Origin of the sequence: Paraburkholderia sp. XV (assembly GCF_020177535.1) — a bacterium.
In the GTDB taxonomy this organism is placed as follows: Bacteria; Pseudomonadota; Gammaproteobacteria; order Burkholderiales; family Burkholderiaceae; genus Paraburkholderia; species Paraburkholderia caribensis.
Map to the genome: position 1 here is coordinate 1 of NZ_JAGUUD010000144.1, position 17338 is coordinate 17338.

Annotated in this window: 14 protein-coding genes and 5 pseudogenes; 11 read left to right on the forward strand and 8 right to left on the reverse strand. The window is 61.0% G+C overall.

Features of this window, described 5'->3' with window-relative positions; translation table 11 throughout:
- Positions 1–2536 (reverse strand): HAMP domain-containing protein (locus KFO72_RS37065; RefSeq protein ID WP_225034169.1); only part of this gene is annotated, 2536 nt, incomplete at its 3' end.
- 662 nt (positions 2537–3198) lie between these two features.
- Here KFO72_RS37065 and KFO72_RS37070 point away from each other — a divergent pair.
- Positions 3199–3678, forward strand: coding sequence for a hypothetical protein (locus KFO72_RS37070; RefSeq protein WP_054934667.1), 480 nt, complete (start codon positions 3199–3201; stop codon positions 3676–3678).
- Positions 3679–4089: 411 nt separating this feature from the next.
- Here KFO72_RS37070 and KFO72_RS37075 read toward each other — a convergent pair.
- Together KFO72_RS37075 and KFO72_RS37080 are read right to left on the reverse strand one after the other, a co-directional pair.
- Positions 4090–4228: pseudogene (locus KFO72_RS37075) on the reverse strand (transposase); the annotation flags it as partial.
- A gap of 51 nt (positions 4229–4279) precedes the next feature.
- Positions 4280–4555, reverse strand: a pseudogene (locus KFO72_RS37080) (hypothetical protein); the annotation flags it as partial.
- Between the two features lie 427 nt (positions 4556–4982).
- Between KFO72_RS37080 and KFO72_RS37085 the strand changes: the two are divergent.
- The 4 genes and pseudogenes from KFO72_RS37085 to KFO72_RS37100 form a co-directional block, all read left to right on the forward strand.
- Complete coding sequence (locus KFO72_RS37085; RefSeq protein WP_054934665.1) at positions 4983–6320, forward strand: tyrosinase family protein; 1338 nt, start codon at positions 4983–4985, stop codon at positions 6318–6320.
- 158 nt (positions 6321–6478) lie between these two features.
- The gene (locus KFO72_RS37090) at positions 6479–7321 is read left to right on the forward strand and encodes an ATP-grasp fold amidoligase family protein (RefSeq protein ID WP_225034170.1); all 843 of its coding nucleotides are present in this window, start codon (positions 6479–6481) and stop codon (positions 7319–7321) included.
- A 21-nt stretch (positions 7322–7342) separates the two neighbouring features.
- Positions 7343–7600, forward strand: a pseudogene (locus KFO72_RS37095) (GSU2403 family nucleotidyltransferase fold protein); the annotation flags it as partial.
- A 63-nt stretch (positions 7601–7663) separates the two neighbouring features.
- Positions 7664–7879: pseudogene (locus KFO72_RS37100) on the forward strand (DUF2252 family protein); the annotation flags it as partial.
- Between the two features lie 164 nt (positions 7880–8043).
- On the opposite strand, the pseudogene KFO72_RS42365 reads toward KFO72_RS37100, so the two are convergent.
- Together KFO72_RS42365 and ribA are read right to left on the reverse strand one after the other, a co-directional pair.
- A pseudogene (locus tag KFO72_RS42365) lies at positions 8044–8542 on the reverse strand (alpha/beta hydrolase); the annotation flags it as partial.
- A 183-nt stretch (positions 8543–8725) separates the two neighbouring features.
- A complete protein-coding gene (ribA, locus tag KFO72_RS37105) occupies positions 8726–9373 on the reverse strand; it encodes a GTP cyclohydrolase II (RefSeq protein WP_054934661.1) in 648 nt (215 codons plus the stop codon).
- A 370-nt stretch (positions 9374–9743) separates the two neighbouring features.
- On the opposite strand from ribA, the gene KFO72_RS37110 reads away from it, so the two are divergent.
- Complete coding sequence (locus KFO72_RS37110; protein ID WP_054934660.1) at positions 9744–10181, forward strand: CBS domain-containing protein; 438 nt, start codon at positions 9744–9746, stop codon at positions 10179–10181.
- A 267-nt stretch (positions 10182–10448) separates the two neighbouring features.
- On the opposite strand, the gene KFO72_RS37115 is transcribed toward KFO72_RS37110, so the two are convergent.
- Both KFO72_RS37115 and KFO72_RS37120 read right to left on the reverse strand, forming a co-directional pair.
- A complete protein-coding gene (locus tag KFO72_RS37115) occupies positions 10449–10778 on the reverse strand; it encodes a DUF4148 domain-containing protein (protein ID WP_054934659.1) in 330 nt (109 codons plus the stop codon).
- Between the two features lie 291 nt (positions 10779–11069).
- A complete protein-coding gene (locus tag KFO72_RS37120; RefSeq protein WP_225034171.1) occupies positions 11070–11702 on the reverse strand; it encodes a DNA-3-methyladenine glycosylase in 633 nt (210 codons plus the stop codon).
- 378 nt (positions 11703–12080) lie between these two features.
- Between KFO72_RS37120 and KFO72_RS37125 the strand changes: the two genes are divergently transcribed.
- Entirely contained in the window at positions 12081–12437 is a 357-nt protein-coding gene (locus KFO72_RS37125) for a BON domain-containing protein (RefSeq protein WP_042309209.1), read from the forward strand.
- A gap of 227 nt (positions 12438–12664) precedes the next feature.
- The gene (locus KFO72_RS37130; protein WP_054934657.1) at positions 12665–13753 is read left to right on the forward strand and encodes a calcium:proton antiporter; all 1089 of its coding nucleotides are present in this window, start codon (positions 12665–12667) and stop codon (positions 13751–13753) included.
- 7 nt (positions 13754–13760) lie between these two features.
- Here the strand turns inward: KFO72_RS37130 and KFO72_RS37135 are convergent, their stop codons facing one another.
- Positions 13761–14636, reverse strand: coding sequence for a LysR substrate-binding domain-containing protein (locus tag KFO72_RS37135; protein WP_060603100.1), 876 nt, complete (start codon positions 14634–14636; stop codon positions 13761–13763).
- A 261-nt stretch (positions 14637–14897) separates the two neighbouring features.
- Here KFO72_RS37135 and KFO72_RS37140 point away from each other — a divergent pair, with 261 nt between their 5' ends.
- From KFO72_RS37140 to KFO72_RS37150, 3 genes are read left to right on the forward strand one after another with little or no spacing between them, the layout of a single operon-like run.
- Positions 14898–15707, forward strand: coding sequence for a transporter substrate-binding domain-containing protein (locus KFO72_RS37140; RefSeq protein WP_035989294.1), 810 nt, complete (start codon positions 14898–14900; stop codon positions 15705–15707).
- A 43-nt stretch (positions 15708–15750) separates the two neighbouring features.
- On the forward strand, positions 15751–16506 hold the full coding sequence (locus KFO72_RS37145) for an amino acid ABC transporter permease (protein ID WP_035989291.1): 756 nt from the start codon (positions 15751–15753) through the stop codon (positions 16504–16506).
- Entirely contained in the window at positions 16503–17159 is a 657-nt protein-coding gene (locus KFO72_RS37150) for an amino acid ABC transporter permease (RefSeq protein WP_225034172.1), read from the forward strand. The genes KFO72_RS37145 and KFO72_RS37150 overlap by 4 nt, the downstream gene beginning before the upstream one ends.
- Positions 17160–17338: the final 179 nt, after the last annotated feature.

Here is a 17338-nt window from a genome sequence, read left to right on the forward strand (position 1 = left end):
CCATGAAGTTCACGTTGTCAGTCAGATCCTTCCACGTACCCGCGACGCCCTGCACATCGGCCTGCCCGCCGAGCTTGCCCTCCGTGCCTACTTCACGCGCAACGCGTGTCACTTCTGAAGCGAATGAACCAAGCTGATCGACCATCGTGTTGATCGTGTTCTTCAGTTCGAGAATTTCGCCTTTCACGTCCACCGTGATCTTCTTGGACAGGTCGCCCGCCGCCACCGCTTTCGTCACGTCGGCGATGTTGCGCACCTGGCTCGTCAGATTGCCCGCCATGAAGTTCACGTTGTCAGTCAGATCCTTCCACGTACCCGCGACGCCCTGCACGTCGGCCTGCCCGCCGAGCTTGCCCTCCGTGCCCACTTCGCGCGCGACGCGCGTCACTTCCGATGCGAACGACCGCAACTGATCGACCATGGTGTTGATGGTGTTCTTCAGTTCAAGGATTTCGCCCTTCACGTCCACCGTGATCTTCTTCGACAGGTCGCCAGCCGCAACCGCCGTCGTGACGTCCGCGATGTTGCGGACCTGGGCGGTGAGATTGCTGCCCATGGAATTGACCGAGTCGGTCAGATCCTTCCATGTGCCCGCGACGCCCTGCACATCGGCCTGCCCGCCGAGCTTGCCTTCCGTGCCCACTTCGCGAGCAACGCGCGTCACTTCTGACGCGAACGAGCTGAGCTGATCCACCATCGTATTGATCGTGTTCTTCAGCTCGAGAATTTCTCCCTTGACGTCTACGGTGATCTTCTTGGACAGGTCGCCTGCCGCCACGGCTGTCGTGACTTCTGCGATATTGCGCACCTGTGCGGTCAGATTGCTGCCCATCGAGTTCACCGAGTCGGTCAGGTCTTTCCATGTACCCGCGACGCCCTGCACATCGGCCTGTCCGCCGAGTTTCCCTTCCGTGCCGACTTCGCGCGCGACGCGCGTCACTTCCGATGCGAACGAGCGTAACTGGTCGACCATGGTGTTGATGGTGTTCTTCAGTTCAAGGATTTCGCCCTTCACATCGACAGTGATCTTCTTCGACAGATCGCCCGCTGCAACGGCCGTCGTCACGTCCGCGATGTTGCGCACCTGCCCCGTCAGGTTACTGCCCATCGAGTTCACCGAGTCGGTCAGGTCTTTCCACGTACCCGCAACGCCCTGCACATCGGCCTGGCCGCCGAGCTTGCCTTCCGTGCCGACTTCACGCGCGACGCGTGTCACTTCCGATGCGAACGAGCGCAACTGGTCGACCATCGTGTTGATCGTATTCTTCAGTTCGAGAATTTCGCCCTTCACATCGACGGTGATCTTCTTCGACAGGTCGCCCGCTGCCACGGCCTTCGTCACTTCGGCAATGTTGCGCACCTGGCTCGTCAGATTGCCTGCCATGAAGTTCACGTTGTCGGTCAGATCCTTCCATGTGCCCGCGACGCCCCGCACGTCCGCCTGCCCGCCGAGCTTGCCCTCCGTGCCGACTTCACGCGCGACGCGTGTCACTTCGGACGCGAACGAGCGCAACTGGTCGACCATCGTGTTGATGGTGTTCTTCAGTTCGAGAATCTCACCCTTCACGTCCACCGTGATCTTCTTCGACAGATCACCGGCCGCGACGGCCTTCGTCACCTCGGCGATGTTGCGGACCTGGCTGGTCAGATTGCCTGCCATCGAGTTGACCGAGTCGGTCAGGTCCTTCCATGTGCCCGCGACACCCTGCACATCGGCCTGGCCGCCGAGCTTGCCCTCCGTGCCGACTTCGCGGGCGACACGCGTGACTTCGACGGCGAACGTGCCGAGCTGGTCCACCATTGTGTTGATCGTCTTCGCGGTGCGCAGAAACTCGCCCTGCAACGCTCTGCCTTCCGCTTCGAGCGCCATGCTCTTCGACAGGTCGCCTTGCGCAACCGCGCCGATCACGCGCGCCACCTCGCTGGTCGGATGAACCAGATCGGCTATCAGCGAATTGACCGCGTCTATAGACTCGCTCCAGAAGCCCCTTGCGTAGGGCAGCGCCGCGCGCTCCTTCAGACGGCCTTCCTTGCCGACTACGCGGCTAAGCCGTCCCAGTTCCTCGGACATCCGCAGGTTCTGCTCGACCACCTCGTTGAATACTTGCGCGAGCTTCCCATGTACGCCCGTCCAGTCCAGCGGAAGTGTCGCGGGTTGCCCTTTCTGCAGCGCGATCAACGCCGACAGTATCGTCTTCGTGCAGTCGTGTCCCGTCCTGACTGTTTCGACGAGTGCGTTGATATGCCCCACGTTGTCGAGCCAGGCACCCGCCAGCGCTTCGCCGCTAACGGCGAATTCCGTCGGCATCGCGCTATTGCCCGACGCGCCTCGCGACACCTGCGCGACCTCATGCGAAATGCGGCCCGTGACAGCGGCCAACATGTTGAACTCTGACGCAACCTTGCCCGCCTCGCCCTCCCACGCATCCGGCAAACGACAGGACATGTCGCCACGCCGCAGCGCGCCAAGCGCAGCAGCCACCTGGACAAATCGATCGTTGGACTGATGCGGTAGCTCGACTGCGGAAGTTTCCATATCTGCCTCATCCGTCACAAATAAGAGGTTTTTACTTGTTGGAGTTCTGCCTGCATGACCCAGCTTTTTTTTGTGCTTCTTCTATTTGTTGGCCGGACAACCATCACGCGGTCGGTCGCAGATTACGGTACCGCGATGGGATAATGCACTGCAAAAAATGACGTGAGCTTATCTGCCAGCAATCGACTGTGCCCGACAACCGCCAGAAAGAGAATCGGTGCATCTACTGTGGAACATGGGGACGACCCAACAGAGCGCAGGCCTCGGTATGTTTTGCCGCGTAGCGCGATGGATGTGTACGTTTTACTTCTCTATAGCCATGCTGCTGAAACCCTGCATGTGCCGAGTGGTAGCGCGCGAAGGTGGCTTGATCTCAAGAACGGTCGTGCGTGCTGAACGGAACGCAAATCGTCGATATCACACGACAGGCGGCTCGATGGCTGCCTTGCAGCTTCTGGTTCTGGGCGGTCTTGCTTCTATTGCCGTCGGAATTGTTCAGCTGGCACGAGGCGATGCTATGGAGGACCTTGGTCGCACTTTGGCGTTGCATTTCGTCTCGTCTGCTTACCGTTTGTCACGAGATAAGAGTCAACGTTAGCGACTCAATGGACGTTTATACAGCCAGCACTGTCCAGCGCAGTGCACTTCCAAGGGAGAAAACCATGAAGAAGATCGTCGCAGCACTCGCATCCGTCCTACTCGTTACCACGGCATTCGCACAGACCCCCGCGCCCTCGGACGCCGGCAAGGCACAAATGAAGGCAAACAGCGAGAAGAGCGAAGCACAGGCTACCGCCAACAAGAAGAAGGCTGAGGCCCAGAGCGACGCCGACAAGGCTCAGGCGACGGCGAACGAGGACAAGGCCTCTGCTCAAGCCGACGCTGACAAAAAGGCCGCGAAGATGGAAAAGGCAACAACACCGAAGGAAGCGTCTGACGCGCGCGGAGACGCCATGAAGGCGCAGGCCCGGGCCGACAAGAAGAAGCACGACGCGCAGGCCAAGGCTGACAAGAAGAAACACGAAGCCGCCCAGGATGCAAATGTGGCCCAAGCGAAGGCCGACAAGAAGAAGGTCGAGGCTCAAGGCGACGCAAACAAAAAGGCCGCCGACGCCAAGGTCGATGCCGCGAAAACGCAGTAAACCCGGCGTTGCCTTAATGACCGGCAGCGGGTCGCACGCTCCACGTACGGTGACCCGTGATCTCTGAGGGCGAGCCTCGATTCTCGCCCTTTTTTTCGCGGAAGCGCACATCCGCGTATTCGTCTCGAGCGGCCGTCGCCACCGGACACGTGCGCCATGGCGACGTGAAGCTGGGCTCCGATTCGCGATCACGCCCTCACCACCATCACGATGAAATCAAAGCGGCATTTCCGGCTTTCACGGGCATTGGCGAGTTTGCCTTGCGGCGTCAAAGCAGATTCCGAACGCAACAAACTAGTGCCCTGCGGCAGCCGACTGTCAGTGAGTGATGCACACATTGCACGCGTGGCTCAGTCGATCGGTTTTGTCAGTTGCCCCGTGAGCCTGGGCGACGCGCATCGGCACGTCATCGTCCAGCCCCGCAAGATCACGATATAGCGGCACGTCATAAAGCGCCTCTTGCAACGCCGGATCTGACAGACCAAAACCACTCCATGAAGTAAATGCGCCGCATCGCCGCAATCGGAATCGACGGGCTTCCAGTCTTACCCCTCTATAAGGACCTCCCCGTTTTTTCAGCTGTGGTTTAGTGAGTCATTCGTTAAGCTCCTGCATTGCCAGTTCGGAGGAGACCAACAGGAACACGGAACAGCGGCCGGGACGGATCGAATCGTTCGCCCCTGGCGAGCACCGCCCAAAGGATGCGTGCGTGCTTGTTGGCCACGGCGACCAGTGTGTTGCTATAGCCCACGCGTGCCTGCAACTGGACGATCCAGCGCGATAGCCGGTCGTTGCGTCGGTTCGCCGTCAGGACCGCGGAGCGTGCGCCCTGAAATAGCAGGGTTCGCAGATAGGCGTCACCTTGATAGTCAATGCGCGATGTACCGACCTCGTCAGCTTTTTCAGCCAGGCTGTCGCCAATTGACGAAGTTAAAAGGTTAAGCATTCGGCATTCGTCTAGTAGCATGACGTCGAAAGGTTCTTGTCTGAATCCGCTTGCACGTAATTCGTTCTTTCGATCTCAGTTGCGATACCTGCCTCAAGCACCAAAACAAAGGCGCCGGGAAACATCGTTTCCATGTACGCATCACCGAGCGTACGCATTAGCGCCCCGAACAAGTGGAGGAATCATGTCGTATCGAATCAATCGGAGAGCGTTTCTAGGCGGGGCTGCATCGGCCATTACGTGGGCTACATTACCCTTTTACGCACGCGCTGCCACCACGACTAACCTGATTCGTGTCGAATGGCAGACATTCGTAACGACACCGCATTACGCGCCGTTTCTCAACGCAGTCCGGACCATGCAGGCGAATACGAACGCGGCGGACCCGAATTCCTGGCAATACTGGACTAACGTTCACGCCAATTATTGTCCGCACAAGCAGCCGTACTTTCTCGCGTGGCATCGCGGTTATCTGTATTACCTCGAGCGCCAGATAAGGCTCGTTTCGGGCGATGTGGGCTTTACTCTGCCATATTGGGACTGGTTCACGAATCCACATGTGCCCGCCGAATTCACGGATCAGGCGAGTGGCAATCCGCTTTACTGTCCTCGCCTGAACACCAATGTCTATAACGCGCTCGATCTTTCACCCTGGGCATCCAGTACCGTGAATTTCCAGCGCGGCACTGTCAACTCGTTCGAAGAAAAGTTCGAGACGGCGCCGCACAACCCGGTGCACAACATCATTGGCAATGCGATGGCCACAATGCAGTCGCCTCGCGATCCGATCTTTTATCTGCATCACGCGAACGTCGACCGTCTGTGGCATGCATGGGCGCTCCCCGACGGTCGAACGATGCCCGTGCCAAGCGATCCGTACTGGGCGGGCACGTTCACTTACGCAACCGGCCTGACGATCCTCAAGGAGCAGACCTACTCGGCACGTACCCGTCTGGGTTACGACTACGACAGAGCGTCGCGTCCGACGACCATGCCGCCGCAGGCACAGGTGGGGCGCATCATTCGCGTGCAGGCAAGCATTGGCCTTTCGCGCAGTCGCCCGGCAACCGGCTCCTTCCCCGCCACGGCTGCTCGCAACATCGACACGGGCGTGCGCTCGATCGGCGGCGTGAAAGGCGTCACGCTGCGCGAACAGTCGACGACGGCGCGCGTCACCGGCGAGGCCGCATCGACGGCGCCTGTTCAGCAGCTGCTATCCGCCACAGCCGCGCCGCTCGCGGCCGCTGAACACGGCGATCGCTCCTCGGCTGCGTCTGTCAACGGAGCAGCAGCCGGACGATACCGTTCGGTGCGGATCGTGTTCGACGACATCTCGTTGACGCAAGCGGGCGCGGCGGGCGGCTATTACTACAACGTCTATCTGAATCTGCCCGACAGGTTCGACACCGATACGGCGCGCCAGCAAAACCTTCTAGGCACGTTCGGCGCGTTCGAAATCGCCGGGGCATCGCATCACGGCATGGTCATGCTCGACTATCCCGCCACGGCTTCGTTGCTGAAGTCGGGAAACGGCGCGTCGCGCGACTACTACGTGACGCTCGAACGGGTCAACGGGCCGAATGCGCCCCAAGGGGCCGTGATCAGCGTCGGCGAGATCCGCGTCGAGCTGTCCACTGAACCGGCTTACATTGTGTCTCCTGCGCGCAGCCGCGCGCCTACGGACGCACCGTATTGATGGAGATTATGGAGGCCACACCAATGTCCCGTAGGCTACGACATTCGAGCGATGTTCTCGCTTATCCGCGCGCCGACGCGATGCGGTCGGGAGGAGCCGAAACAGCTAGCGCTGTCGATGGAATAGCGAACCGTGCGGCCTGGCGCCTGAAAGAGCAGATGAAGACGTTATTGCCCGATCAGCTTTTTCTCTCGCTATTGCATCGGAAACTCGTGGGCCGCTACCCCAACCTTCGACGGCCGCGCACGTTCAACGAACATATTCTCATGCGGAGCCTTAAGCCCGATCCGCGCTATGCCGCCTTGACCGACAAGATCGCTGTGCGCGATTACGTCGCGCGCACGCTCGGCGAGTCTTATCTTATCCCGCTGATTGCGGTTCCAGGCGAATTCACTCGCGAGGTTTTCAACTCCCTGCCGCAATCGTTCGTCATGAAGGCAAATCACGGCAGCACGTTCGTCGAAATCGTGCGCGACAAATCGGAGGTGACGTACGAACACCTGGCGGGTCTCGCAGACCGCTGGCTGACAACGGAGTTCTACCATGTGTCGCGCGAGCGCCATTACAAGGAAATCCAGCCGAGACTGTTCTTCGAAAAACTGCTGCTCGACAGGTCGGGCCAGGTGCCCGCCGATTACAAGGTACATGTCTTCCGACGCAAGGGCATGCGTCCCGTGATGTACATCGTGCAGATCTCCGACCGCTTCGGCCCGTTTCCGCGTGGCAACGTGTATGACGTCGACTGGAATTATCTCGACGTCACGATTGGAGACTATGCGCGCAGCGCGACACCCGAACCGCCGCCGCCCAACCTGTCCGAGATCCTTGTAGCAGCGGACAAACTCTCGCGGGATTTCGATTACGTGCGCGTCGATCTCTATGCCCCGGATAATGCGCTGTTTTTTGGCGAACTGACTTTCACACCTGGCGCGGGGGTCGTACCGATGTTTCCCGATCAGGTCGATTTCGCGTGGGGCGAACTCATGAACGCATGTTCATGAGTCCAGTACGAGAATTTTACGATCCCGCCAGCAGCCGAACTTAACGCGCATGCCGCCGGCCTCCCATACCTCGGCTACGTCCTTGGAACTTCGCAGAACGGCGTGCTGCTCTCGCGCCACGGTGCAGTGCCGGTACGCGTGCCTGACGCCAACCGGTTTGCCGCGCACAAGCTGCTCGCCTCCCAGTTGCGCACGAACGACAGCACGAAGTCCATCGAGGATCTGCAGCAGGCTGCCGTTGTCATCGGCTTTCCAGGTGAGCATCATCCGGGCAGTATTGAGGAGGCGTGCGAAGCGTTCCCAACCAGTGCGCGCAATCGCGTCAAGCGTGCCGTCGCGCCGCTCGTCGACATCAAGGAAGCCGTTGGTTCTGAGGCGCCTCGACAGGACGACGCGAGCATGCCACCAGACAACGCGAAGCGCGTTCTGGAAGGCGCGCGACATCTGTCGCCGATGCTCGGTAACCGGATGGTTGCGGCGCGCCTGGACGGCTCCGCTGTCGTGATCCGCGAACTCATGCTCGAAGACCTGAAGCTTGACGCGGAAGGACTCACGGAACGAGTATCCGAATGTGCGCGGGATTCGTCAGTGTCTCCCGAATAAGAACGATCAACGCCGTGGGGTCTGATGTGTGGCCACACCAAAGGCTGACGTTGAGGCCGCAAGCAGCGAGTACCACACGACGTGGCCGGGCGCCGTGCACACGTATCAACTTCACGTTGCTATTTTTTCGGCGGATATGTAGCTGCAATATCTTCGAGGCGATGTGACAGTTGCGCGAGCCACTGACGCCGTTCTCTGTCGTAGGTATGTCGGTTATAGACGCCGATTATTCCGGGCTGAACATGACCAAGCACTGCCTCGGTGATTTCGTTCGGATAACCAAGCGTTGCAAGCAGCGTGCGTGTTGTCTGTCGAAGATCGTGGGCGGACCAATGAGTCACGGGCAACCGCGGACGATCATGGTTCGGTGCAATTTTGCAGTAAGGCTGATGATAATAGATGCCGTGCTGGACCACCGGTCTGATCCATCGCTTCCCCACGCGACGAACGAAACAGTACCGTCCCTTTGGCCTGATCGAGGCGTCGCCGCACAATTACTTCTGCGCGGCCCACGAGCGGCACGCGCAGATCCGTTGCTTTCTCGTTATGAAGCCCCTTCGTCTTTCGTTTGGGAATCGTCCACCAAAGACCATCGCTTTCGTCGGCGATCTCGGTTGCTCTCCATAGCGACAATCTCCCCCCTCGTGAAACCTACGCCGGGATCACGAGTTCAGACGTATGGAGACAAGCGTCATTGTGCCGACCCGGACGGCCAACGTCGACAGTTTCCATTTTATTTTCAATCACTTGCGGATTATTTTAGCTTTCTCTGAAAGACGACAGACAGATCGGGAATTATCACTATTCGTTTTCCTCGAAGTAATGCCCGAACTTCACCTGCTTGGTGCGGATATAGCGCTCGTTTTCTTCGCGCATCGGAATGGCGAGTGCGACACGTTCGCAAACGGGAATACCGTGCTTCGACAGCGAGTCGAACTTCTTCGGGTTGTTGCTCATCAGTCGCACCGACGTCACCTTCAGCAGGCGCAGAATCGCGGCCGCCGAATCGTACTCGCGCGAGTCGTCGGGCAGGCCGAGATCGAGATTCGCCTCGACGGTGTCGCGGCCCTGCTGCTGCAGCGCATACGCGCGGATCTTGTTCGACAGGCCGATGCCGCGCCCTTCGTGGCCACGCAGATACAGCAGCACGCCACAGCCCTCCGCCGCGATGTAGCGCAGCGCGAGGTCCAGTTGCTCGCCGCAGTCGCAACGGTATGAACCGAGCACGTCGCCCGTCAGACACTCCGAATGCAGGCGCGTGAGCACCGACTGTTTATTCTCGACATCGCCCATCACGAGCGCGAAATGCTCGGCGCCCGAGTCGTTCACGCGGAACACATAAGATTCGAAGGTGCCGTAGCGGGTGGGAAGCGTGGCGCAGGCGTCGAGTGTGACGCATTCGCCGGTGATTGCGCCGTCAGCGAGCGACGGATCGTGAGACATGGGCATGGCGTTAGCGGAATTGCGGACATGAACCCGTGAGCTACCGGGGATAAAGTACAGAAGCGGAGTTTACCGCTAAACGTCGAATTGTACCTGGCAGCCGCTCTGCGCTGGTGCGCGGGCAGCCCCATACGGACCATCTCGGCGGACCATCGCGGTGCATCACTGCGCGCATGCGCGACGAGAAACGCAGCATGCTCATTGCCGCAAATCGCATGACATGCGTGATGGTTCCCACGAAACCAGGCGAAGCGAGCGTCGCCGCGCGCGTTGTCGACGCCTATACTTGATTTGCGCCTGTTCTGCGCTTGACGTGCCTCTCCTTCACCCCAGCGCGCCGTGGCCAGGCGTGCTGCACTGCAAACGGAGCCGCTCCATGACTAGCGTCGCACAAGTCCTCAAATCGAAGCCGACTCAAGAGGTCCACACGATCGAGGCATCCGATTCCGTCTACAACGCCATCAAGCTGATGGCCGAAAAACAGATCGGTGCATTGATCGTCAAGGAAAACGGGGCGATCGCGGGGATCGTCACCGAACGCGACTATGCGCGCAAGATCGTGCTGATGGATCGCTCGTCGAAGACGACGCCCGTGCGCGACATCATGAGCAGCGCCGTGCGCTTCGTGCGCCCGGACCAGACCACGGACGAATGCATGGCGTTGATGACCGAGCGCCGCATGCGTCACCTGCCTGTGCTCGACAACGAAGAACAGTTGATCGGCATGGTGTCGATCGGCGACCTCGTGAAAACCATCATCGCCGAGCAGCAGTTCACCATCCAGCAGCTCGAGCATTACATCCATAGCAGCTGAGCGTCGCGCCGCTGCAATGGCGTTTTCGCCGCTGCGCCTGCGGTGCGCCCTGCTGCGCCTGCCGCGAGAGCCAGCAAAAAAAGCCCAATCCGCGAGGTTGGGCTAAGCCACCTTACGGCGGCGGAGGTTCATGCTTTCTTGGACGGACGCGCGACGACCGTGCCCGGACACCGCCACGCCGCCGTCGATATTCTGGTTGCGCGCCTCACGTCTGCAGTGAAGGCGCGCACGCCGGACCGATGCAGCCGTCCGGCTTGCACTCCGGAATCAATGACCGAAGTAGACGTCTTGCGCCGGGCTCAGCGTTTTGGCCGCGCCCGATTGCGACGAACCGTTCGTCGACGCCCCGTAGCCCGTGTCGGCGACAGGCGCTTGCGCAACCGCACCGTTTTGCGCCTGAACGCGTGCTTCGGCAGCCTGGATGTCGGCCGGATAGGTCGAATCGACAGCCGTTGCCGGGTTGTAGCCCGCTTTTTCCAGCTGGACCAGTTCGGCGCGGACTTGCGCGCGGGTCACGGGCTGGTTCGACTGAGCGAACGAGACGGCGGGGATGGCGAGAACAGCAGCGATGGCGACAGCCTTGATCAGCGATTTCATGGTAACTACCTCCGAAAGTTGTTTTGTCAGCCGCTTCACACAACCGTGTGTGAAGCCAGTGAGAACAGTGTAGCCATCGGCACACCAAGGGAAAACCCCTATTCCGGAGATACTTAATTGCACTGAGTGAAAGAGTCCGCGCGCTTTGCAAGCCGGATGTCAATTGGCGCGCGGCGAGGCGTAATAATGTCGGGGCGGATCGGCGCATCTCAATATGTGGCAAACGCGACGGATGCCACACGCATGAACGGGTTCGACGCTGCGCTCCAGGACTCGTCGCAGCACGTGACCTCACGCGGGCGGCAGCGTTTCTGCCGACAGCAACCTGCGCGGCCCGCTGACGAACGGGCTACCCGGCACATAGAAGCGCAGCAGCCGATGCGTTTCCCGCGCGATCCCGATGCGCGTCGTCACGGCGATCGGCGTGTGCGCGTTGCCCGCCGCGCCGAGCCATAGCCCGCGCCCGGTGCAAAGGTCGGCGCCGTCGAAGCTCAGATCGATGCCCAGCGCGAGCGCCAGCCGTCCCGGGCCACGCGCCAGATCGCGCAGCTTTGCGTCCGGCCGGCGCGCCTGCATCTGTTCGATGCCCTCGACCGGCTCGAGCGCGCGAATCAACGCGGCAGCGCCCGTGCCTTCCCGCTCACTGACCACGTTGATCACGTTGTAGATGCCGTACGTGAGCCGCACATAAGCATGCCCGTGTTCGAGGAACATCGAGCCGTTGTAAGCACGCCGCCCCGGATACGCATGATTGGTCGAGTCGCCGATGGGATACGCCTCGGTCTCGACGATCCGCCCCGCTGCCCGCCCCTCGTCCAGGTCGTGGGCCAGGTATTTACCCAGCAGGAAGCGCGCGAGGTCAACCGTATCGATGGGGAGATCGTTGCGGTGTAGAGGACAGAGGGAAAGCGTCGTCTTCTTCATGCGATGATGCGCCGGAATGAACTGTGGCCGTCGGCGTGAGCCACGCAGTTTGCAGCATGATGACGCGCAGTGCGGTTCGATGCACGGCGCAAGCCGGATGGCTCGGGCGGCATCGATCCGTTGTAGCAATGCCGCATCCGGCGGCCCCTTATCTTCACCATGGAACCAATTGAGGTATCGTTACTGTCCGGCTAGCCGCATCGGCGACCCAGGCAGGCCCGTCCGGTCGGCCAGCCGCGCGGCGCATGGACAACCCGCAACCGTTTTCATCCCGAAGCAAAGAAGTGGTAGTGCAGTGGTATCACGCGTGAAGAGCCCGCTAGCCGGGCGCGTTTCAGGCGCGACACCGTCGCAAATCATGACAACAGGAGAAAGTGAATGAAGGCGATTCAGGCAATCAAGATGGCAGCTGGCGCATTTGTGGTGCTCGCGTCGATCAACGCATACGCGCAGGCAAGCGATGCCGACATGACGGCTCAACCGAGCGCCAAGCAAACCGCAAAGGCAGCCAAGTCGGCTGACCGCGCGCTGGCGCGCAAGGTTCGCGGCGCACTGGCGAAGGCAAAGGACCTCAGCGTCGCCAACATCACGGTTCGCGCACGTAGCGGTGCTGTGACGCTGCAGGGCTCGGTGCCGGAGCAGCCGCAAGTCGACAAGGCGACGGAAGTCGCGCAAGGCGTGGCAGGCGTGACGTCGGTGAAGAACGCACTGACGATCCGCCCGGTCGGCCAGTAAACCGCGCATCGCCTGCTGGCGCCCGCACGCGGGCGCCAGGTTGGACAACGCACCGCTCTTCGTCGCGAAGAGCGGTGTTTTTCTTTGCAACGCGCATTTTTGTCGTGCCGTCACACCGCCTGTACGACCGGCTGGTTTAATCTCACGGCTAGGCGAGCCGCCCGCAAGCCGATGTAGCGGCGTCCTGTCGCGAACCACACACCAACAACAACTGACGGACTGATCACATGGCATCGACATCGCCCGTATTGCCCCGCTGGACGATCGCAGCCCCCTTGCTCGCGTGGATCGTGCTGGGCGCCGCCTACGCGCTGCCCGGCAACGGGCTGCTGACCGCCGTTGCCGCGCTTGCGCTGGCGGGCTCGGTGTTCGCGGGCGTGCATCACGCCGAAGTGGTCGCGCATCGCGTCGGCGAGCCGTTCGGCACGCTCGTGCTGGCCGTGGCCGTGACGGTGATCGAAGTGGCGCTGATCGTATCGGTGATGCTGTCGGCGGGGCCGGAAAAGGCGGGGCTGGCGCGCGACACCGTGTTCGCCGCCGTCATGATCGTGTGCAACGGGATTGTCGGGATCTGTCTGCTGGTGGGTGGATTGCGCCATCGCGAGCAGGACTTCCAGCTCCGTGGCGCCAACGCGGCGCTGGCCGTGCTGGCGTCGCTCTCCGTGCTGTCGCTGGTGATGCCCAACTACACGAGTGTCAAGCTCGGCCCCGCGCTCAGCGACTCGCAGCTGGCGTTCGCGGGGGTGTCGTCGCTGGTGCTGTATGGCGTGTTCGTATTCGTGCAGACCGTGCGTCACCGCGACTATTTTCTCGCCGACGCCCATGCCGCCAACGAAGACGCGCACGCTGCCCCGCCCAGTTCGCGCGTCGCATTGACGAGCGGCGCGTTGCTGGTGGTGAGTCTCGTCGCCGTCGTGCTACTCGCGAAGGTGCTGTCGCCCGTCGTCGAGCGCGCGGTGCTCGAAGCAGGCGCGCCTGAAGCCGTGGTCGGCATCGTGATCGCGGCGCTCGTGCTGCTGCCCGAAGGACTCGCCGCCGTGCGCGCGGCGCGCGCCGACCGTCTGCAGACCAGTCTCAACCTCGCGCTCGGCTCGGCGCTCGCGAGCATCGGCTTGACGATTCCGACCGTCGCGCTGGTATTCATCTGGACGGGCCGTCCGCTCGTGCTCGGCATCGACGGCAAGGACACGGTGCTGCTCACGCTGACGTTGCTGATCAGCGCGATGACGCTCGGCACCGGGCGCACCACGATCCTGCAAGGTGCCGTGCACCTGTCGCTGTTCGCCGCGTATCTGTTTCTCTCGTTCGCGCCCTGAGCGCCGTTCACTGCGCCCAGTGCCGGTCGATCCAGTCGCGGAACAGATTGACCTTCTGCTGATGCGCGACGCTGTCCGGGTACACGAAGTAGTAGCGCGCGCCCGTCGTGAGCACGGCCTCGAACGGCCGCACGAGCCGTTGCGCGGCGACGTCCTCGTCGATCAGCGCAAGATCGCTGATCGCCACGCCGAAGCCCTGGAGCGCTGCGTTCGTGGCGAGATCGAGCGTATCGAAGCTGGGACCGTGATTCGCGTCGACATCGCGCGCTTCCACGTATTCAAGCCACATTTTCCAGTCGCGATGATCGCGCGTAGGGTGCAGCAGCGTGTGGCGCGAAAGGTCGGCGGCCTTGCCGAGCGGCTTGTCGTGCAGCAACTGGGGCGCGCAGACGGGCGTAAGGCGTTCCTCGAAGAGCGGCACCGCCTGCACATCCGCGCCCGCTGACGTGCCATAGACGATCGCGGCATCGAACGGTTCGACCTGAAAGTCGACATCGTGCTGCCAGGTCGTCGTGATCTGCACGTGCAGATCAGGATATTCCGCCTGGAACTGCATGATCTTGGGCAGTATCCAGCGCATCACGCAGGTCGGCACCTTGAGCGCGAGATCGGTGCGCTGGCGCGTGAGGCGCAGCGAAATCTCTTCGATGCGCGCAAAGCTCTCCTTGACGGCGGGCAGCAGCAATTCGCCTTCCGCGGTCAGCGTGAGGCCCTTCGCGTGGCGCTTGAAGAGCGGGAACTGGTAGTAGTCCTCGAGCGCGAGAATCTGCCGGCTCACGGCGCCTTGTGTCAGGCACAGATGCTCCGCCGCGCGCGTGAAGCTGCGATGGCGCGCCACGGTCTCGAAGATCTGCAAGGCATTCAGGGGCGGAAGTCGTCGCATGGGGGAGGATCGCATCAGGAAAATTCATCGCGCGTGCCGCTTTGCTCTCGGTCACACGCGTGACAATCCCAAAGCATACGCGATCCAAAATTCCGCGGATCGTGCCGTCATGCGCCAGACTCATGCGCGATCGTGGCCGGGAGAACCCTTACGGCATGAGCGTAACGCATGGCTTCCATGCGCAGATTTCGGTTGTTCCAGGTTTTTTGCATACCTAGAGTGGCTTTCATCACTGTCTCAACATTCAAAAAGGACGCACCCATGACCACCGCCGCTCTCCTCCGTCGCCGCTTCTGCAAAGGGTTCGCCTCGCTCGCCTTCGCGGGCGTCGCGCTGTCGGCGTTCGCGCCGCTCGCGCACGCGGACGCGCTCGACACGATCACGAAGGCGGGCGTCGTGCGCGTCGGCGTGTTCATGGACTATCCGCCGTTCGGCTCGATTGGCCCGGACATGAAGCCGCAAGGCTATGACATCGACGTCGCGAACCTGATCGGCAAGTCGCTCGGCGTGAAGGTGGAACTGGTGGCCGTGACGGGCGACAACCGCATGGCCTACCTCGCCGACCACAAGGCGGACATGCTGCTCTCCGTCGGCCAGACGCCCGAGCGCGAGAAGGTGATCGATTTCTCGCAGCCTTATGCGCCCTACTACCTTGCCGTGTTCGGCCCGAAGTCGCTGAAGGTGAAGGACGCGAACGATCTCGCGGGCAAGAGCATTTCCGTTGCGCGCGGCACGCTGGAGGACCTGAGCGTGACGAAGATCGCGCCGCCGTCGGCGAACATCAAACGGTTCGATGATCCGAACGGCGCTATTTCTGCATTTCTTTCTGGTCAGGTACAGTTGATGGTCGTCGGTAACGATGTGGGCGCGACGATCCTCGCGCGCCATCCCGCCAATGACCCGGAGCAGAAGTTCTCGCTGTTCAGTTCGCCCGATCACGTCGGCCTGAACAAGAACGAGCCGCGCCTCCTGAAGAAAGTCGACGAGACCATCGCGCGTTCCCGCAAGGACGGCACGATGAACGCGATTTCGCAGAAGTGGCTGCGCGCGCCGCTGCCGGAAAACCTCTAAGCCAGTTCTTTTGATCAGCCGATGTCACGATGAGCCGCATGCGATGAGTTATACGTTCGATTTCAGCAGTTTCGACATGTATGCGGGGATGCTCGTGCGTGGCGTCGGCGTGACGCTCGGGTTGACGGCCGTATCGACCGTGCTGGGCGGGCTGGTTGGCATCGGCGGCGCGGTGGTGGCCGTGTCCGGGCCGAAATGGGCACGCGGGCTGATCGCGACATATGTCGAGTTGATCCGTAATACGCCGTTTCTGGTGCAGTTGTTCTTTGTATTTTTCGGGCTGCCGAGTCTTGGCATTCACATCGACGAAATCCAGGCCGCGATATTCGCGATGACGGTCAATCTTGGTGCATACGCAATCGAGATCGTGCGTGCCGGTATCGACTCGATTCCGCGCGGCCAGATCCAGGCGGCGCAGGCGCTTGGGCTTCAGCAACGCCAGGTGTTTCGACATGTCGTGTTGCCGCAGGCGGTGGCCAACGTGTTTCCTGCGTTGTTGAGCCAGGTGTTGATCGTGATGCTTGGCTCGGCGGTCGTGTCGCAGATCTCGGTGCCCGATCTGACTTACGCGGCGAACTATATCCAGTCGCGCAACTTCCGGTCGTTCGAGGCGTACGTGATTATTACCGCGACGTATCTGGTGCTGTCGGTGGTATTGCGGCAAGTGCTGAACCGGCTCGGCAAGGGCCTTTTCGCGGGGCGTGCGGCGCGGTCGTCCGATGCTCCGCGCGGGTTGTTGCGTACGCTCTTTGCGATTCGCGGCGCACGCACCGCACCGACGACGGAGCGCTCGTCATGATCGAATTCACGCTTTGGGATATTGCGCGCAATCTGCTGCTCGCGGCGCGGTGGACGGTGTTGTTGTCGTTGATTGCGTTTATTGGGGGCGGGGTTGTCGGGTTGGTGTTGCTCGCCATGCGTGTGTCTCCTTTGCCTTGGCTCAGGCGTGTGGTCGTGCTTTATGTCGAGTTGTTTCAGGGCACGCCTTTGCTGATGCAACTGTTTCTCGCGTTTTTTGGGTTGCCGTTGATGGGGGTTGATGTGTCGCCCTGGGTCGCGGCTACTGTTACGTTGACGCTTTATACGAGTGCGTATCTTGCGGATATCTGGCGTGGATGCGTTGAGGCTGTGCCCCGTGGGCAGTGGGCCGCGGGCGCAAGTCTCGGGATGACGTTTTCTCAGCAGTTGAGGTTTATTGTCTGGCCGCAGGCCCTGAAAATTGCTGTTGCGCCTACTGTTGGGTTTCTCGTTCAAGTTGTTAAGAGCACTGCTCTCACTTCTATTATCGGGTTCACCGAGCTCACCAAGACCGGGACCATGATTACTAATGCGGCGTTCAGGCCTTTTCCTATCTATGGGATGGTCGCGTTGCTGTACTTTGCGATGTGTTTTCCACTTACGTGGTATGCGCGGGTTTTGGAGCGGCGGCAGAAGATAGCGCAGCAGAGGTAGTGGTTTTTTTGTCTGCGACGCTGGGGGGCTTTGTGCCTCGTCGTTGGCGTGTATTGGCGTTTGTGCTGGCATCCGCGATTCGTTAGCGTGCTTCAGGCGTCGCGGTTTGGTGTTTTAGCGTTCGTGCTGGCATCCGCGATTTGTTAGCGTGCTTCAGGCGTCGCCCCTGTGCGGGGCGG

What these genes read in the sequence shown, in the direction of transcription:
- KFO72_RS37125 (WP_042309209.1), top strand. Translation starts at nt 12,081, where the DNA reads ATGAAGGCGATTCAGGCAATCAAGATGGCAGCTGGCGCATTTGTGGTG.
- KFO72_RS37085 (WP_054934665.1), top strand. Translation starts at nt 4,983, where the DNA reads ATGCAGGCGAATACGAACGCGGCGGACCCGAATTCCTGGCAATACTGG.
- KFO72_RS37150 (WP_225034172.1), top strand. Translation starts at nt 16,503, where the DNA reads ATGATCGAATTCACGCTTTGGGATATTGCGCGCAATCTGCTGCTCGCG.
- KFO72_RS37140 (WP_035989294.1), top strand. Translation starts at nt 14,898, where the DNA reads ATGACCACCGCCGCTCTCCTCCGTCGCCGCTTCTGCAAAGGGTTCGCC.
- KFO72_RS37130 (WP_054934657.1), top strand. Translation starts at nt 12,665, where the DNA reads ATGGCATCGACATCGCCCGTATTGCCCCGCTGGACGATCGCAGCCCCC.
- KFO72_RS37120 (WP_225034171.1), bottom strand. Translation starts at nt 11,702, where the DNA reads ATGAAGAAGACGACGCTTTCCCTCTGTCCTCTACACCGCAACGATCTC.
- KFO72_RS37135 (WP_060603100.1), bottom strand. Translation starts at nt 14,636, where the DNA reads ATGCGACGACTTCCGCCCCTGAATGCCTTGCAGATCTTCGAGACCGTG.
- KFO72_RS37115 (WP_054934659.1), bottom strand. Translation starts at nt 10,778, where the DNA reads ATGAAATCGCTGATCAAGGCTGTCGCCATCGCTGCTGTTCTCGCCATC.
- KFO72_RS37070 (WP_054934667.1), top strand. Translation starts at nt 3,199, where the DNA reads ATGAAGAAGATCGTCGCAGCACTCGCATCCGTCCTACTCGTTACCACG.
- KFO72_RS37110 (WP_054934660.1), top strand. Translation starts at nt 9,744, where the DNA reads ATGACTAGCGTCGCACAAGTCCTCAAATCGAAGCCGACTCAAGAGGTC.
- ribA (WP_054934661.1), bottom strand. Translation starts at nt 9,373, where the DNA reads ATGCCCATGTCTCACGATCCGTCGCTCGCTGACGGCGCAATCACCGGC.
- KFO72_RS37145 (WP_035989291.1), top strand. Translation starts at nt 15,751, where the DNA reads ATGAGTTATACGTTCGATTTCAGCAGTTTCGACATGTATGCGGGGATG.
- KFO72_RS37090 (WP_225034170.1), top strand. Translation starts at nt 6,479, where the DNA reads ATGAAGACGTTATTGCCCGATCAGCTTTTTCTCTCGCTATTGCATCGG.